Below are 18,350 nucleotides of genomic sequence, written 5' to 3'. Positions count from 1 at the left end.
TAGTGATTTGACTAACCAATCTGATAAGTGCTGTTTTATAGTTGTTGTTTTATGCAATCTGCACGGGCGGGCGATATGGCGACGAAGGCGAGCGAAGATAAAGACATCATTTACTTTCCGATTGATCAGGGCGAACAGGCAAAGCAAGCAAAGCCGGAATATCTGCTGGCGCGACCGGTATATCAGCGGATTGCGGGATTTCTTAAAGAAAGCGTCAATAAAACAAGCGATTCGTTTAGTAAAGATAAAGAGAACATCGAGAAAAAAGATGATTTGCCTAATTCAGTTGAAGCAATTCTCGATCTGGATGAACACCGTGCCCATAACGCCATTTTGCTGGACGGTGGCAGGGGTACTGGAAAAAGTACGATTCTCGTCAATTTGCCGACCTTTATGAAGGACGAACTAGTTGAAATAAATAGGTCAGGAAACAACCCTGAAATACTCCCGTTATCAAAAGTTTTATTGATTCTAAAACCCGTTGATCCCACTCTGCTGGAGAATGACGACGACCTTTTCCTCAACATTATTGTCGCGGCCTTGCTTCGAAATAAAGAAGTGAAGGACGCAACGCAAGATTACGAAAAATCCAAAACTTTTTATGCGCGATTGCAGGCACTTGGAAGTGCTTTGGAGGGGACTCAGAAGCAGAAATCAGAATTTGGCATGGATAAGTTGCGTGCTTTTATTGGCAATCACAGCGTCAGCGATGAAGTGCACAAGTTGTTTTACGAGGCACTCAAAATCACCGGTAAGAGACTGATCGTGTTGCCAATTGATGATGTGGATACGTCATTGCAACACGCATTTAATAATCTGGAAGTTGTGAGGCGTTATTTGGCTTCACCTTATGTAGTCCCCATCATTTCCGGTGATCTTGATTTGTTTCACGAAGTGATCTGGCGGAATTTTTTCGAAGGAATTACTGCTAAGGCACGCACGGTTGAGGTTGATGATGCAAAACTGCGTGCAAAAAATCTGGCTGATGAATATGAAAGGAAACTTCTGCCGGTTGCAAGGAGAAATTTAGTTCAAAGTCTCAAGCAACACATTGCTAATCCAAAGATTTATTTGAGTAAAGATGGGTCGCCACTCTCAATTTCTCTTAGCGAATTCTTTAATTTGTTAAATAGGATTCATAATTTTTGGTTGAATGATTTTGAGAGTAGTTGGATTAAATTTTCTTTCTCTAGTGTTAGGTCTCTTGCTCAGCTAATTTCTGCGGTTAAGTCTGAGTTGATTGAGCTGGATAGGTTTCTTTCTGCGAATTTTGATTTGAAAGAAGAGAATATTGTTTACTTGTGCGAGATTCTTAGGTTGGAAAAAAGAGAGGAATATTTAAATTTTGAGAAAAAAATAAGATTGAAGTTGATTGATGTATTGCAATCGGGAGACTATCAAAAGGACTTGCTGTTGATTTATTTGGCACAGGCTAATTGGCTTGATTTTGATCGAAATATGTTGAAGCCTTTTGTGCCCGAAACCTCTGTTTTCGAAGTGGCTTTGTTTCAGCCTTTGGATCAATTAAATGCATTTAAAGATGGATGTATTGTTGAAGGGCTTGGGGTGCAGTGGAGGGAGCATTTAGATGGGATTATTTTTAATGAATTTTGGTTGAATAATTTGCCGGAAAAGACAGTCTTATCGTATCCTCCTCCAGATAAAGGTGTTCCAATTCCTGGTGCTTTGTTTGGAAACAGTGAAAATAAAATTTTTGTCAGTAAGCTTCTCAGTCATAATCAAGTGTATTTACAGGAAGATCATGGATCTTTTGTTTATTTTGGGCGACTTTTTGAGATTTTAGTTCTTGGGCTATTTAAGAATGTTTGTGTTGATGCGGTTAGGAATGTATTGAATGAGGTTCCTTTTTATTCATTGGTTGCGTTCTCCAAAACAAAAGTAATTGGTTTTCCTGAATTTCAGGAAGATAGGATTTCAAAATTTAACTCTTCAAATGACGTGCATAGGGAAGATTACCGCGTTTTAAGTGAACTTCCTCATTGGGAAGAAATTGTTGCGGAATATTCGAGTCAATTAATCGAGTGGCGATCTAAATATAACGAATTTTGGCCAGATCAGCCAAGTGCTTTATTAATATATCGTGTAATGAATAAGTTTTTTACTCAGTTGGCGGAGTATGAAAGTGATTGGGGGCGATTTAAGGAAGTTAATGACGTAACTGATGTAGCTGAATTGGGTTTGAGAGCATTTAATGCATTTTGCGCGGCGATTGGTAGTTACGAGGTAAAAAATCATTCTGAAATATCAAATGGTTCTGGATTTGGCTACGTTGGTGAAGGATTTGTCTTTTCTGAAATCTATGGCGCGAATATTCAAACTTCGAGTGGGCAATCAAAGGGGTACGCATATGAAATTTTTCACACGCACCCAATTCGTAATTGGCTGAATGTGAATACACCGACTTACCATGAAGAAGATATCTAATGTAGTTGATTCTGTTAAGTTTGTGATATTTTGCTCTGATTTGATTTCTGGGATGGTAAAAACCAATTTACTTCATTTTGAACTAAAAGATAAATTAAATATTTTTGGTTGTTCGGGTGAGTGTCGAAAACTTCTTGCCCAAGAAGTTGATAACGAATGGCCCCGTCGCTTCCGCCTGAACGAAATCGCTCACGCAGTGGAATTAATCTGGCCGTCAGAAATGCTTGTCACACCGGAGTTCAAAGCGCTGGATCAGTTGGCTGCAGAGCTTTTTGATACGACCAATGGCGGCTTGCATTACCGCAAAGAGACTGAGCCGGATTTTGTGCGTCTGTGCGCACGGCTTGATCCGGCGTATGTGGCGGCGTGGCAGTTAGCGAAAGATTTTCGCGATCAAACGAAGACTGAAAAATTTGAGGAAGTCAGTAAAGCGTCAGAACTGATTGATGCTTTGCAGCCTTTGTTTAGTCCGCCCGTCCAAAAAAATGCTGCTGCGGTTGCGGAAAATCACGTGCATCTGGGTGGTGTGTATGGCAGCGGGCTGGCGCTGATGCTGGCGGTGTTGCATCCGGCAAAGGGGCAGTTAAAGCAGCATGCGCAGCAGGAATTGATAAAGGAGTTACAGCGTTTGCTGGCAGCCTTGTTGCAGCTGCCAGACTGGTTGCTGCCATCCGCTGAAACGAAAAAAACGCAACAGCAAACTGTTACGAAGGATCAGCATCATCAGCGTATCAATGCACTGATTCAGTATTCCATCGGGCAGGCGTGGTTGTTTCAGACAGAAATGCAGGTGGACTGGTACGGTATTGCGCAGCAACCCGCGGATGAATCGGTGGTGAATCCGGCGTGGTTGCGCAAGCAGGTTGCGTTATATATGCAGGCCGGTGATGTGTCGAAAGCGTGGCTGTATTTGCTGATCTGGCTGTGGTGGCATTATCAGGATCCGCACTGCTGCGAGCGTTTCCGTACGCTGACGCTGTATTTTCTGAACCGGATTAATCGTCTGCGGCGCGAAGTGATTATGGACGGGCAGGGCCTGAGCCGCTTCGTGCAGTATTATGATGAACCTTTGCGCTGGGGAAAATCAGCGCCGAATCAATTCAATGCCGCGCAGGTGTTGTTTCAGAATGCCAAAGATGTGGCAGAGCTGAAAGTAACGCGCAGCAAGCTCAATCCCAAAGACTTAGCCCTGTGGCTGAAGCAAATGGAAAAGGCTGTGCAGCCCGACAGCGCTTACGGTGATGCAGTTGCAAGCCGATTTGTGCCGCCAACAGCGGCGCAGGCGAATGCGTATCGCGCGTTGATGGAGCGCTGGCATTTCTGCATTCATTTTTTGCGCACTCCGGCATTTCAGCATCACCCCGAAAAAGTCTGGCATGAAGCCAGAGCCTTGCTGCAGCAGTGTTTTAGTTTGTCCGGCTGGGACAGGCCGGAATTGCTGGGACTGAGTTCTCAACTGTCTGATGAACAGCAACAGACATTGCGTCCGGCCGCGTGGATACGCGGGCTGGATGTGGCTGGCGATGAAAATCTGGTGCGGATTGAAGTGTATGCACCGGCATTACGCTGGTTGCGGCAAGCGTTTGTGGCGCGGCAGACAGAACGCAGTTTGCAAGCCTTAGTCGGTGCTGCATCAGAAAGTGCTGATCTTCTGAAGGGCTGGCATTTCAGTATTCATGCGGGCGAGGATTACGCTCATCCTTTGTCCGGCTTGCGGCATCTGGATGAAACCGTGCAGTTTTGTGCGATGAAAAAAGGTGATCGCTTAGGTCATGCGCTGGCGCTGGGTGTGGATGCAGAAAGCTGGCTGGCGCGGCATGGCGATGCGTTGCTGCCGGTGGATGAGCATGTCGATAATCTGGTGTGGGCCTGGCATGAAGCTGGCGCGCTGGCGGAACGATTGCCGTGGTGTGCAAAGGTAAAAGACCATTTGGAAAAACGCATACGCCGCTTGCTGCCTTATGTGCCGTGGCTGCATCCGGTGTGCTTTGCATGGGAACACCCGCTGAAGCAAAGGCTTGAAACGCGCCAGTTGCGCAAGGATTGTCAGGAAAAATCGGCGACGGAATCTATCCTTATCGACGATTTGTACACCGCATGGAAGCTGCGCCGAAATTGCTACTGGCAGTTTTTACGCTGGCAGCAATCCGGCGTGCAGGACGATGCAACGCTGGCCGCCTTGCCCGACCTTGATCTGCTGAAGCAGTCCGATAACAAAGCAGGCAAACTGTTTTTGCAGCGGGCGCGCTGGCTGGAAGTGCAGAAGCCATCTTGGCAACCGGAAACTTCCGGTCAGAATAACGGTGACGAAAAAACCTCTGGAAAGGCAGCTTCCGGTAAAGCCGGGAAAAAAGATTCGAAAGCACAAAAAGAGGAAAAGACCGCTATCAAGGTTCGCCCCGCGTTGCCGAAACCTCCTCCGTTTGGTTATTGCGATTTCACGAAAGACGGTTTGCTGAAAGTGCGCGTCAGCAGTTTGCGTCGCGGAACGGCGTTGCCTGCTGTGGCTGAACCCGATGCATTAAACATGCTGACGGATTTCTATCATTCCGACGAACTGAAATTCATCCACGCGCTGCAGGATGTCAAAATGCAGGAGTACGCTGATCTGGGTCTGATGATAGAAGTGAATCTGACTTCGAATACCTATATCGCCAGACTGGAAGATTTTAAAGAGCATCCGGTATTCCGCTGGTATCCGGTTGCGAAAGCGGATTTGAATGCAGGCGGCAAATTCAATGTTTTCGGCCTGAGAAAAAAGCCAATGACGGTATGTATCAATACCGATGACCCCGGCATTATGCCAACGACGTTGCGCACGGAATTCCGCTTACTGAAAGAGGCCGCACTGGATCGTGGTGACGAAGAGGCTCTGGCTGAAGCATGGGTGAAAAAACTGCGTCAGGCGGGGATGGACGAGTTCAGGCAAAAGCATGTACCCGTGTGGCGGAAAGCACACTGACCGCCGAAGTTTCATATTGCAGTCAACGCAAACGGATAGAATCTGCAGCACGCTATCTCATTAACAATAACAACAGGAGTAAATCACATGGCAGAACAAGATCCGCAACTGGCAGCGACGCCATCGGCTTCAGATAATACCGGTGATGCCGGCGCTGATGCGATCGCACCACCGGCAGCGCTGGCGACGGATGCGTCGGAGCAGCCGTATCAGGTGGCGGCCGATCCCGCAGTGCTGGCGCAGGCGATGCCGTTTAGTCAGGATGCGGCGCAAAGTATTGTGGATGCCAGGGATAAGCTGATGAAATCCATTGAGGCAGATATTGCATGGTATGACGGCGCTAAGCAGAAGCGGGCGTTCTGGGCGCGTCTGATTCGGGGATCGATGATCGGATTTGGTGGTGTTTCTGCGGTGCTTCCGGTGATCACGCCGTTCAATCTGGGAACATGGACGATTCCGGCCAGTGCCACCTCGGTCATGATGGTGGTGACGGCAACCATGTATGCCTACGAGCGCTACTACGGTAATGCCGATGCATGGATGCGTTTTGAGATGGCAAGGCAGCGCTTGCAGCGTTTGTCCGAAGAGTTTGAACTGAACTGGCTGGCTTTGCAGGTAGCCGGTGCCGGTAAGCCGGATCTGGCCAAAGAACTCACCGAACTGATTCGCGTTTCCAGCGCACGCTACAACATCATTCAGACCGAAACCGAACAATGGATCAGCAGTTTTAAAGCTGGCATGAAAACCTCGGTGCCGAAGGCGGCAGAAGAGGGTAAGGCAGGCTGATATAACATCACGGAACCGGCCTGTTGCCGGTGCAGTGATTGAGCAATGCAAACGCGGGCAATTGTCCGCGTTTTGTTTTGGTCGCTGAATTTGCAGATGAATCCTGTGAACGTTGTGCAGTTATCGGCATTTCGCATTTCCGGAAGCCCGGACTTTTTGCCGACGACCGCCGGATCGCTGTGCTGAACACCGCATTTGGGGCTGTTGACGTGTTCTGCGGTGTTAAATCATGCGATTACGTGTAAGGCGGCTTGCTTCGGGGTGTGGATTTCTGTGCTTTTTGTGTGTTGCGCTGGTGATTAATGCGGGAGGCACGCTCTTTGCAATTGGGTGCTGACCATGCGCCAGCCAGCGGGTGTGGCGTCTGGTGTTTGTACTGCCATTCAGTTTGCAATCCTCTTTCAACACGTCAATTCGGAGATCGGTATGAGTCAGGAACCACAGGTAGTCAGCATGATGCATGCAACACGTCACACAAAGCCATCGGCAGAATCACGCGATTATTATCAAAAGTTGTTGCAAACGCTGAGTGTGCCCGGTGTAACGCCAGAAAATAACACTGCACAGGGTAAAGCCGCGCGCGAGGCGCTGATGCTGTGGAATGGCTATTACACGCTGAGTGCTTCCGGTCCGGATGCCGCATCGGAATCGGTGGCGACGGGTGCTTTCTTCGCGATTGATGCCAACATGGTTGTGACACCTGCGCTGAGTGAGCCGTATCTGGATGTAACGCTGATTGTTTCGCTGGATGGAAAGCATGCGAATCGGTTCCGGTTTGATTCTGCATTTGACGGAACGACTCTGGTACAAACGAACAAATATGGTCTGAGAATCGAGCTGAGTTTTGTGCGTAACGCTGACACATACGGTGCTGTCGCCACTTGTACCGGAACGATTACTTTGCCGGGCAGCATAGAAGTGACAGTGACTGGCCAGACTTATAATAATCCGATTCAGGCAACCCTGTTCGCCGGAAAATACTATGCATCCACCTCCGGCAGCGCGCCTGTCGAAGTCATGGAAATCGGGGCGAATTATCAGTTGCGTTACGATTTTGGTTCTAACGATGGGGTGTTAATGGCAGTGCCAGCCTTTGTTTATAACCTGAATATGTACTACTTCCTGTTCCCGCAGCTGGAAAGTTATGTGCATCTGATTATGGGAACATCGGGTAACAAAGGTTTCGCGTGTAATGATATGTGTGACGGCGGTGCAAATCCTGTACGTTCTTTACTTACGATTCCTGATGCGCCGACAATTTGGCCGAATATTCTTGGCGAGCCGGATATCGATCTGGTCAATTTCAGTGGCTACTATCCGCTGACCTATGCAAACGGCCCGGATCGCTGCACGCCAGCAGGTTTTGTTTCGATTCAGGCGCAGTATTCCACCTGGCTTCCGGGGCATTCTGCCGATTGTTATATGGTGCTGATCAGCTGGTCTTTCGACGGTGTGCAATCGCAAGGCTGCTACTTTGATCGTATTAATAGCAATATGAGTTACAAAGACGGCGAACTGACCATACCGGAATTTGGCGTGAAGCTGACACTGACCCGTAGTTATGATGCGCGAACGAATGCACTGGTAAAACTGGAGGGCGTAATCGGTAAAACATTCGTGACCGGTTTTACCCCGTTTAACCCTGTGCCGCTGACGGCTTTCGGTGGTTTGTCATTGACTAATGCGAGCGGCGATTGCCTGACAATTCAGGGAAATAACAATGTGATCTATAACGGGCATGGACGCCATAGCGTGATTTATGTTCCGCTGATGTACATCCTCGCATATCCCGCCCTGTTCACTGATGTGGTGATGTCGCTCGGTACCGACGGAACCCACGGCACAGCGTGTATCGTCACCACCAATGTGAATGAACCTCAGACACAATGGCAGACGACGGCTGTCTGGTCATTGCCGCCGCAATTACCGACAACGGAAAATTAATGCGTTGTTGACCTCCTCAGTATCAAAACAAAACGCCCCGGCTTTCAGAGAAAACCGGGGCGTTGTCTGTTGCCGCCTCAGGAGCGAAACGGCAGGCAGGGGGTGTTGAAATCAGGCGACTTTTTTGCCGGATTTCGCGTTTTCAATATTGGCGACATTGGCGTTCGGGTCGATACCGTTTTCCCATTTCGCGATTACGGCAGCGGCAATCGAGTTACCAACCGCATTGGTTGCAGAGCGGCCCATATCCAGGAATTGGTCCACACCCATGATCAGCAGCAAGCCTGCTTCAGGAATGTTGAACTGATTCAGTGTTGCAGCGATTACGACCAGCGAAGCGCGTGGCACACCGGCCATACCTTTGGATGTCACCATCAGCAACAGCAGCATGGTGATTTGGGTGCTGACCGACAGTTCGATACCGTAAGCCTGTGCGATGAACAGAACCGCGAAGGTGCAGTACATCATCGAGCCATCCAGATTGAAGGAGTAACCCATCGGCAGAACGAAGCTGGAGATTTTGCGTTGTACGCCGAATTTATCCAGTGCGTCCAGAATTTTCGGGTAAGCCGCTTCAGAACTTGCAGTAGAGAATGCCAGCAGGAATGGTTCGCGGATCAGCGCCATCAGACGGAAGATGGATTTGCCGATGAACATAAAGCCCGCCGCAATCAGCAGCGCCCACAGAATCGCCAGACCGAAGTAGAAACCTGCCATGAACTTCGCGAACGTTACCAGTACGCCCAGACCTTGTGTGGTGATGACGGAAGCCATCGCAGCAAATACCGCCACTGGTGCGAGTGTCATGATGGAACCGGTGATTTTCAGCATCACGTGCGCCAGTTCATCAATCACTGCTGTCAGTTTCTTACCGGATTCACCCAGTGCTGCCAGTGCAGAGCCGAAGAACAGCGAGAACACGACGATTTGCAGGATTTCATTATTCGCCATCGCTTCAATCGGCGATTTCGGGAACAGATGGCCGACGAAATCTTTCAGATTAAATGCACTGGTTTTCAGATTGGTGGCAGCGTGCACATCCGGCAGCGGCAGACCGAGATTGGTACCGAGTTGCAGCGCATTCGACAGCAGCATACCGATAGACAACGAGACCAGCGATGCAATCACAAACCAGCCCATGGATTTCACACCGATACGGCCGACGGTTTTGGTGTCGCCGAGATTGGCAATACCAACCGACAGCGTTGAAAACACCAGCAGTGCGATGATCATTTTGATCAGTCGCAGGAAGATGTCTGTCAGGATAGAGAAGTAACCGGAGAGTTCGGTCGCGAATTTGGTGCCAGCCCAGGTTTCGTGGCAGGCATAGCCGACGCCGATACCGGCGATCATCGCGATGAAAATCATCAGCGTATTGGATTTTTTCTTCATCAATAGTTCTCCTTAGTAGCAGATCATCCTGCGTCTGCCAGTGTCATTGTTGTGGCTTGCTTTTTTCGGGATGAGCGCAGCCCTCGCGGGATATGCGATCACAAAAAATAAAACAGGAGCCATGCCATCCTGCGTTAACCGGATGTCACGGAAAATTCAGTTCAGACTTGTGGTCCGATCAGTTTGTCGCCCGGTGGGGGCATGCATTTGGCTGGTGAACCTGACTTACAGCGTGAAAGCTGAGACCGGTTGACCGTTGGCTTTGCCGGCTGCGCACGCAGATGAAGACGATTTGCACAGAGAGCAGAAACAGCATGATGCGTGTGCATCATGCCACCGCCTTGCCGCATTATGAATTGGGGATAACCACAATAGTCTGTGTGATTTGAGAAAAACGTCTAAGTGCTTGCTGTTTTTGGGAGTATCAGGAATCACAGATTCCTTAAGTGTGTAATTCAGATGGCGAAATCTTCATGCCGGTGATGGAATTTGATGGCGGTATCAGAAGATCGTAAAAAATAAACGAAAACAAAAACGGATATCGGCCAGCGTTGGCGGATATCCGTTTTCTTTACTTGCCAGCGTATCGTGATGCCCGTATTAAACGTCGCTGCCGTGGCACTTTTTATATTTTTTACCGCTGCCGCAAGGGCAGGGATCATTGCGTCCGATTTTGGCTTCTTTGCGTATTGTGTGCTGGGTATAGGTTTTGCGGAAAGTTTGTTTTTCCGGTTCCTGAAACACCGGCCACCAGCCCATTTCTTTTTCCACGTCGCTGATATAGCTTTTGCCATGCTGCAGTTCCAGCAAACGGCTGGCCTGAAAATCGGCGTGGATATGTTCGTTCAGCCAGTCGCGGTCACTCAGTTGCGGGTCCAGCAGGTTTTCATCAAACCAGCTGTTGATCTGATCCAGCATTTCGTTGGCGCATAGCGCGGTGGCAACATCGACGATGGTTTCCAGCAGAATCGCATCGCCTTCGCTCTCGTGGCGGCGCTGATTCGCGAGCTTTTCACCTTGTTCCTGCAGGAATTGCAGCAATGGCGCACGCTCGTTATCGCCGCTGATGACGCGGACCTGCCATGCGATCAGCGCAGCGGTGCGTGACCAGACTGAAATGCCATTGTTTTCAAACATGGCTTGCAGCGGCGCGGTATTGCCATCGCAAACCGATGCCAGACAACGGCCATAGGTTTCGGTAATCACATCGCCCATGATCATTTCCAGCTGCTCATCGCCAAAGCCGCCAATTGCCACCATCGCAGCATACGCATCCGTGACGCGCCAGGCAGCCAGCAAATGCATGGCGTAAAGGTGCAGCATGTAATTGCCATCGGATGCGGCAGACGGATCGCGGGCAGTGTCCTGTAATACCTGAATCAGTTCGGGGATCACAGCCTCTTTGTGCGCGGCAATTGCCTGAATTGCGTCCGCCGGGAAGGGAGCAGTCTGGAAGCGGAGTTGCTCGGCCAGCGCAGGCCAGATCGGGGTAGATGTCATGTCAGAGATTCCGGTAAATGCGAACGGGCGACCAGAGTCGCCCGCGTTAATGCGGCAGTATAACAGTTTGTGACGGAGTTTTACTACGCGCTTGCGTCAGCTGCTGATGGTCTGGCAGCAGGATAGGCGATGCGCAGGCTGGTGTAAGCAGGTCGCATCGGGTATATTTTGTGTCAATTTGTAAATAGACGATGCAGTCCGGTGGCGGGCAGCGAAAAGCTGCCTGATGGCCGTCGGAACGCAGCTTTGCTGAATGGATAAAAGCACAATGACTAGCATACAACCCGGCCTGATTGTTTTGCATGGCAATCAGCTGGAGCAACTCGGTGAAGCCGTTTTGCAATGGATACAGCAAAATCCGCTGAGCGTGCTGGAACCGGAAATCATGATCGTGCAGTCGAACGGTGTGGCGGAATGGCTGAAGATTGCAATGGCACGCCGTCAGGGCGTATGTGCTTCGGCAAAAGTCATGCTGCCAGCGCGTTTTTTGTGGGATGCCTACCGGCAGGTGCTGGGGCATCAGCAAGTGGCAAAACGCTCGCCGCTGGATAAATCTGCGCTGGGCTGGCGCTTGCAGCAAATGCTGCCCCAGGTACTGGCACTGCCGGAATGCGAACCTTTACGTCAGTATTTACAGGACGGAACACAAATCCGCGCTTATCAGCTGGCAACCCGTATTGCTGACTTATTCGACGGTTATCAGATGTTCCGTGCAGACTGGTTGCAGGACTGGGAAGCCGGGCTGGATCAGTTACGCCGTGCTGCCGGTGAGCCGGTGCCGGTTCCGGACGATCAGCGCTGGCAACCGGTGCTGTGGCGAGCAGTTACAGACAGCGTGGATGCAGAACAGCGGGCTTCGGGCCGTTCGCACGTGCATCAGCGCTTTGTTTCTGCATTACAGGATGCACAGGCAAGACCGCATGGCTTGCCGCGTCGCGTGGTGGTGTTTGGTTTGTCGGCAATGCCGCAGCAGACCATGGAAGCACTGAGTGCGATGGCGCGTTACACCCAAGTCGTGATTGCGGTCAGTAATCCCTGTCAGTATTACTGGGGCGATATTATCGAAGGCCGCGAATTACTGCGTGCCGAACGCCGCCGTGCCGCGCGTGAGAAGTCCCGCAGTGTGTCACTGGACGCTTTGCCGCCCGAACAATTACACGCGCATGCCCATCCTTTGCTGGCTGCATGGGGCAAACTGGGGCGTGACTTTATTCGTATGCTGGATGGTTTTGACGATGCGGATGCGACCCGCAGGCAGTATTCCAGTCTGCGGCTGGATTTGTTCAGCGAAGGTGAGGGCAGTACATTGCTGCAGCAAATTCAGGCAGCGATCCGCGATTTACAGCCGGTCAGTGAGCATGCGCGTCTGCCGCTTGCAGAGGATGACCGTTCGCTGGAATTTCATGTGGCGCACAGTGCGCAGCGCGAAGTGGAAGTGTTGCATGATCAGTGCCTGAACTGGCTGGCCAATTCTGCTGAACCCAATGCCGGATTGCGTCCGCGTGACATTGTGGTGATGGTGCCGGATTTACAGAAATGGATACCGGCGATTCATGCCGTGTTCGGCCAGTATCCGCGTCACGATACCCGTTATATTCCGTATGAAATTGCGGATACCAAAGAGCGCCAGCAAAACCCTTTACTGATTGCACTGGAATGGCTGCTGAAATTACCGGATCAGCGCTGCAGTCAGAGTCAGGTTCGCGATTTACTCGAAGTGCCGGCGCTCGCTCAGCGATTCCGTATCCGTGAAAACGATTTGCCTTTGCTGGCACGCTGGATTGAAGGTGCAGGCATACGCTGGGGACTGGATGATGCGCACAGGCAGCGTCTGGGACTGGGTGCCACCGGTGCACAGAATTCCTGGCTGTTTGGTCTGGAACGCATGCTCACCGGTTACGCCAACGGCGATCACAGCGGTTTCGACGGCATTGCGCCGTTTGCAGAGGTGGCCGGGCTGGATGCTGTGCTGGCAGGATCGCTGGCGGAATTGCTGCATCGCTTGCAGCAATGGAGCGACCGCATGCTGCAAAGCTACACGCCGTTAGCGTGGGCGAGCTTATTCCGTGAACTGATTCAGCAGTTTTTTGATGCGGCAGATGAGCGCGACAAAATGACGCTGCTGCAGGCGGAGCAGGCTTTGCAGCGCTGGGTGGATGATTGCGCGCTGGCGCAGTTTGATCAGCCTCTGCAACTGACGGTGGCAGCGGAAGCCTGGTTATCCATGATTGATGAACCGGATCTGAATCAGCGTTTCATGTCGGGAGGAGTGACCTTCTGTACGCTGATGCCGATGCGTGCAGTGCCGTTTAAAGTGGTTTGTCTGCTGGGTATGAACGATGGCGATTACCCGCGCCGCACACCATCGGCTGACTTTGATTTGCTGCGTATGCCCGGCATGCAGCGGCCGGGTGACCGTTCGCGTCGGGAGGATGACCGTTACCTGATGCTGGAAGCTTTGCTGGCTGCGCGTCAGAAACTGTATATCAGCTGGACAGGACGCAGCATACGCGACAACAGCTGGCAACCGCCTTCGGTGCTGGTGTCACAGTTGCGTGATTACATCGCGCAATGCTGGCATTTGCCTGCGCATGGCTTGCTGACCGAGCATCCACTGCAACCATTCAGCCGCCGCTATTTTGAATCAGAACCGAGCCTGACCTGGGCGCGTGAATGGGCTGCAGTGCATGCGGCGACGACTGAGGCTGCACCACTGAGCCTGACGCCGCCGGAATCCGGGCAAAAACTGAATATCAAACAGCTGGCCGATTTTTTAAAGCAACCAGTCAAAGCCTTTATGGCGCAGCGTCTGCAAATCCGTTTTGATCAGGAAAGCGCGCAAAGTCAGGATGATGAACCGTTTGCAATTGACGGACTGGAAAGCTGGGCGCTGCTCAGCAGGCTGACCGAGCGCGATCAGTTTGCAGATGACGATCTGAATACACAGTTACAACAAAGGCTGGAAACCATACGGCGTGAAGGTGTTTTGCCTTTATCCCACACCGGCGAGCAGATTGCTGTTCAACTGATGGGAGAGGCGGAGCCGGTGTTGCGTACCTGGTGGCGACTTGCACAGGAAGCTGGTGAAGCCAGCGGCACTCAGCAATGGCGCTACAGTACGGAGCACATTTTGCTGGAAGACTGGACCGGTGGGCTGGTTGAGCAAGGGCGGGGCTGGCGCTTGCTGGATTTTACGCCGACCAAGCTGACCAACGGGCAAAAGAGAAAGCCGCTGGCTTTGCCTGAAAAACTCTTTCAGTCATGGATACGGCAAATCATTGCCGGTGCTCAGGGCGTTGCTCTGACGCAGTTGCTGGTTGGGCGTGATGCGTGGCTGGAAATGCCGGCGATTCCCCAGCCTCAGGCGCAACAGTATTTGCAGACTTTGCTGGCTTACTGGATGCAGGGGATGACGCGGCCGTTGGGCATTGCCAGCCGCAGTGCGCTGGAATGGCTGAAGAAAAATGAAGATTTACGTGCAGCGCAACAGGCATTTGAGGGCGATGCTTTTAATGAAGGCGAAGTTCATAAAGACCTCGCGCTGGCGCGTTGCTGGCCGGACTTCGGCAGCTTGCTGCAGGCAGGAGAGTTTGATGTGCTGGCAAAAGCTTTGTATCAGCCTTTGCTGATCTGGGCAGAGACCCAAGTGCAGGTGCAAATGCTGGATAGTGGTGATGCGGCGCAGGAGAAACAGGATGAGTGAAATTTTACAGGCGGCCGCATTTCCCTTGCACGGTTCGCGTCTGATTGAAGCCAGTGCCGGTACCGGAAAAACCTGGACAATTGCAGCACTGTATTTGCGTCTGGTGCTGGGGCACGGCGGCGGCAATGCATTCGTGCGGCCTTTGCAACCGGCAGAAATTCTGGTGATGACATTTACCCGGGCGGCAACCCGTGAATTGTCTGACCGGATACGTTCGCGTTTAATTGAAGCAGCACAGGTGTTTCGCGGTGATGCGAAAGCTGCGGACCCGTTTCTGAGCGGCTTGCTGCAGGAATATGAAGACCCCGCTGCACGCGAACAGGCGGCTTATCGTCTGGCGATGGCCGCGGAAGCGATGGATGACAGCGCAGTATTCACGATTGATGCATGGTGTCAGCGCATGCTGCGTGAGCATGCATTTGACAGTGGCAGTTTGTTTGATGAAGAACTGAATGCCGATGAAAGCGGCTGGCGTGAACAGGCGAGCAAGGATTACTGGCGTCAGCAAGTTTATCCGCTCGGTGCGGAAGATTTTGTGCGGGTTCAGCAAGTCTGGAGCAATGTCTATGTGCTCGAAGAAAAAATCCGCGCCATGCTGCCGCATGCCCTTCGTTATGAGCACTGGCAGCATCGTTCGCTGACGGAGTGTCTGCAATTTGCGGATCAGGAAGCTCTGAAGGCGGCAACGCAGATTAAATCGGAATGGAAAACTTTGCTCGAAGAGCTGGGTAGCTGGTATCAGGATAATTGTGACGCGCTGAATGGTAATAAGCTCAGAGCAACATCGGTGGAAGGATTTTTCACCGACGTATTTGACTGGCTGGCAAATGCGGAACGTGCTTTTCCGGCGGCGAAGACCATTACCTATCTGGAAAAATGGACCAGCATACATCTGGAAACTTGCTGGAAAAAAGGCAAAGAAGGTGAGTTGCCACGCATCGCAGACAGCATAGAGCAGTTGGAGCAGGCACTGGCGGCAATTCCCACTGAAAAGCCATTACTGTTCGGGCACGCTGCTGCCGGTATCAGTCATCGTATGGCAGTGCTGAAGCAGCAAGCACGTGAATTTGGTTTTGCGGACATGCTTCAGCGTTTGCGTGCCGCTTTACAGGGCGACAATGCGGCACAACTGGCTGCACGCATACGTCAGCAGTTTCCGGTGGCACTGATTGATGAATTTCAGGATACCTCGCCGGATCAGTACATGATTTTTGATGCGCTGTATGCGATTGCGGAAAACCGCAACGATACCGGCGTGTTTCTGATTGGCGATCCTAAGCAGGCGATTTACGGTTTCCGTGGCGCGGATATCCGCAGTTACCTGACTGCACGCAGCGCAACGGAAGGCCGACATTACGTGCTGGATACCAATTTCCGCTCGGTGGAAGCGGTGGTGGATGCAGTGAATCATGTGTTTATGCTGGCCGAAGATCCGGAAAACGGGCAAGCCGGTGGCGCATTCTGTTTCCGGCGCGGCGAACATAATCCTTTACCGTTTGAACCCGTGAAGGCAAAAGGCCGCTCAGAAAAACTGGTACGGGGCAATGCGGATATTCCCGGTCTGCAATGGATGCTGCCGCAAATCAGCGAAACGAAGGAAGCGGATTTCCGACGTGAGCTGGCGCAGCAATGTGCGGAGCATATGGTGCAATTGCTGAACGATGCAGAATGCGGATTCCGCAGCGATGACAATTTCCGTGCCTTGCGTCCGGCTGATATGGCAGTGCTGGTGCGTAACCGTTATGAAGCGGCAGAAATCCGTGCAGCACTCAGTCAGCGCGGTGTCGCATCGGTGTATCTGTCGGATAAAGATTCGATTTTTCAGACCCCGCAAGCGCAGGATGTGCTGTACTGGCTGCAGGCGGTAGCAGACCCGCTGGCGGCTGGAAAAGCCCGCGCAGCGCTGGCAACCCGCAGCGCCTGCAGGCATTGGGATGAGCTGCAAGCGTATGCCGAAGATGATTATGCGTGGGAGCAGCAAGTCGAGCAGTTGCGTCAGTGGCAGCAAATCTGGCGCAGGCAGGGCGTGCTGGCGATGATACGGCAAATGATACACGGCATGTCGCTGGGCTCACGCTTACTGACAGAGCAGGATGGTGAGCGTCGTCTGACGGATTTGCTGCATCTGGCGGAATTGCTGCAGCAAGCCAGTGTGCAGCTGGAAGGTGAGCAGGCGCTGATACGCTGGCTGGAAGAACAAATTCATGATCCCGGCGAGTCAGACGAGCATGTGCTGCGGCTGGAAAGCGATGCGGAACTGGTGCAGGTGATCACGATTCATAAATCCAAAGGTCTGGAATATCCGCTGGTGTTTTTGCCGTTTATTGCGGCTGGTATGCGCAAAAGTCCGGATGCCAAAGCAGCGTTTTATCAATTGCCGGAAGAAGGCGGACAGACGCGGCTGGATTTTGCCAAAAGCAAGGAAAGCAGTCTGCGTCTGCGCTTACTGAAGCTGGAGGAAGATTTACGTTTGCTGTATGTGGCGCTGACCCGCCCGCGCCATGCAATGTGGCTGGGCGTTGCTGATGTCGAGGAGCAATTCCGCTACGGCGGACTGGCGTATCTGTTCGGGCTGTTTGGTGATGAAGTACAGCAGGCATTAGAAGAACGTTTGCAAAACATCTGTGCAGATTGTTCCGCGATGCAGATACTGCATCTGCCGGAGCAGGCCGGCGTCTCGCGCTGGTTGCCACGCAATAGTCCGCCGCCTGTCTATCCGGCTTCGGTGTATCAGGCACGTTTTGAACGTGACTGGGCGGTTGTCAGTTACAGCTCAATTACGCGCGGGCTGGGCGAATCGGTACGCACACCTTTGCCGCTGCTGGATAAGCTGGGTGAGCGCGATGACAGTGTCCCCGATAAAGTCAGCGTAGCGCAAGTCTGGCATGGGTTTCCGCGCGGTCCGGTTCCGGGCCAGTTTTTGCATGAGCAGCTTGAATGGCTGGCGGGCGAGGGATTTGGTATTTCGACGCAAGCCTGGTTTGCAGATGCAGTGCGCGCACGTTGTGAACGCGCTGGCTGGGCGCACCGTCAGGAAGAAGTGATAGTCTGGTTACAGCAAATCAGTCAGACCGCGATTCCACAATGGGGCGTGCCGCTGGCGCAAACCGGAAGCTGTGTGCCGGAAATGGAGTTCTGGTTCCCCGCGGATGCGTTTTCTGTTGCTGAACTTGATCAGCTGAGCCAGCAAACCATCTGGCCCGAACTGGCGCGTCCAGCGCTGGCAGACAGTGCTGTAAAGGGCATGCTGCGCGGCTTTATGGATCTGGTCGTGGAGCACGACGGCAAATACTGGGTGATGGATTACAAGTCGAATGCACTTGGCAACAACGATGATGCGTATCACGGTGCAGCATTGCAACAAGCGATGCTGCAGCACCGCTATGAAGTGCAGGGTATGCTGTATCTGCTGGCTTTACACCGCTTACTGAAACTGCGGCTTGGCGATGACTATGTGCCGCAACAACATCTCGGCGGTGCTGTGTTTTATTTTCTGCGCGGTGTCGCAAATGCGGAAACCTCAGGCTGCGTATTGCTTGCGCCTGATGCTGAATGGATGGATGCACTGGAAATAATGCTCAGTTGCAGCAACGAGGAGATTATCTGATGCAGGACTCT

8 protein-coding genes are annotated in these 18,350 nt (G+C 51.9%); 6 read left to right on the top strand and 2 right to left on the bottom strand.

From position 1 onward, the window contains the following. Positions 1–75 precede the first annotated feature (75 nt). From IE092_RS02230 to IE092_RS02215, 4 genes are all read left to right on the top strand, one after another. Positions 76–2,445, top strand: a complete 2,370-nt coding sequence (locus IE092_RS02230) for a hypothetical protein (protein WP_189355362.1) — start codon at positions 76–78, stop codon at positions 2,443–2,445. Continuing rightward, the gene (rdrB, locus tag IE092_RS02225) at positions 2,429–5,407 is read left to right on the top strand and encodes an antiviral RADAR system adenosine deaminase RdrB (protein WP_308427096.1); all 2,979 of its coding nucleotides are present in this window, start codon (positions 2,429–2,431) and stop codon (positions 5,405–5,407) included. The genes IE092_RS02230 and rdrB overlap by 17 nt, the downstream gene beginning before the upstream one ends. 87 nt (positions 5,408–5,494) lie before the next feature. After that, positions 5,495–6,193 carry an SLATT domain-containing protein gene (locus IE092_RS02220; RefSeq protein ID WP_189355360.1) on the top strand — a complete coding sequence of 233 codons (699 nt, stop codon included), beginning with the start codon at positions 5,495–5,497 and terminating at the stop codon, positions 6,191–6,193. Positions 6,194–6,619: 426 nt separating this feature from the next. Then, the gene (locus IE092_RS02215; protein WP_189355359.1) at positions 6,620–8,137 is read left to right on the top strand and encodes a hypothetical protein; all 1,518 of its coding nucleotides are present in this window, start codon (positions 6,620–6,622) and stop codon (positions 8,135–8,137) included. A 111-nt stretch (positions 8,138–8,248) separates the two neighbouring features. On the opposite strand, the gene IE092_RS02210 is transcribed toward IE092_RS02215, so the two are convergent. Together IE092_RS02210 and IE092_RS18685 are read right to left on the bottom strand one after the other, a co-directional pair. Then, on the bottom strand, positions 8,249–9,529 hold the full coding sequence (locus IE092_RS02210; RefSeq protein WP_189355358.1) for a dicarboxylate/amino acid:cation symporter: 1,281 nt from the start codon (positions 9,527–9,529) through the stop codon (positions 8,249–8,251). Between the two features lie 600 nt (positions 9,530–10,129). After that, the gene (locus tag IE092_RS18685) at positions 10,130–11,029 is read right to left on the bottom strand and encodes a DUF1186 domain-containing protein (RefSeq protein WP_229792983.1); all 900 of its coding nucleotides are present in this window, start codon (positions 11,027–11,029) and stop codon (positions 10,130–10,132) included. Between the two features lie 268 nt (positions 11,030–11,297). Here IE092_RS18685 and recC point away from each other — a divergent pair, with 268 nt between their 5' ends. Beyond that, a complete protein-coding gene (gene recC / locus IE092_RS02200) occupies positions 11,298–14,732 on the top strand; it encodes an exodeoxyribonuclease V subunit gamma (protein WP_189355357.1) in 3,435 nt (1,144 codons plus the stop codon). Continuing rightward, the gene (gene recB, locus IE092_RS02195) at positions 14,725–18,339 is read left to right on the top strand and encodes an exodeoxyribonuclease V subunit beta (protein ID WP_189355356.1); all 3,615 of its coding nucleotides are present in this window, start codon (positions 14,725–14,727) and stop codon (positions 18,337–18,339) included. Before recC ends, recB begins: the two co-directional genes overlap by 8 nt. The last annotated feature ends 11 nt before the right edge of the window (positions 18,340–18,350 follow it).

This window comes from Cognatundibacterium squillarum (assembly GCF_014652435.1).
In the GTDB taxonomy this organism is placed as follows: domain Bacteria; phylum Pseudomonadota; class Gammaproteobacteria; order Burkholderiales; family Burkholderiaceae_D; genus Undibacterium; species Undibacterium squillarum.
This window is presented reverse-complemented; position numbering and strand designations above follow the sequence as displayed.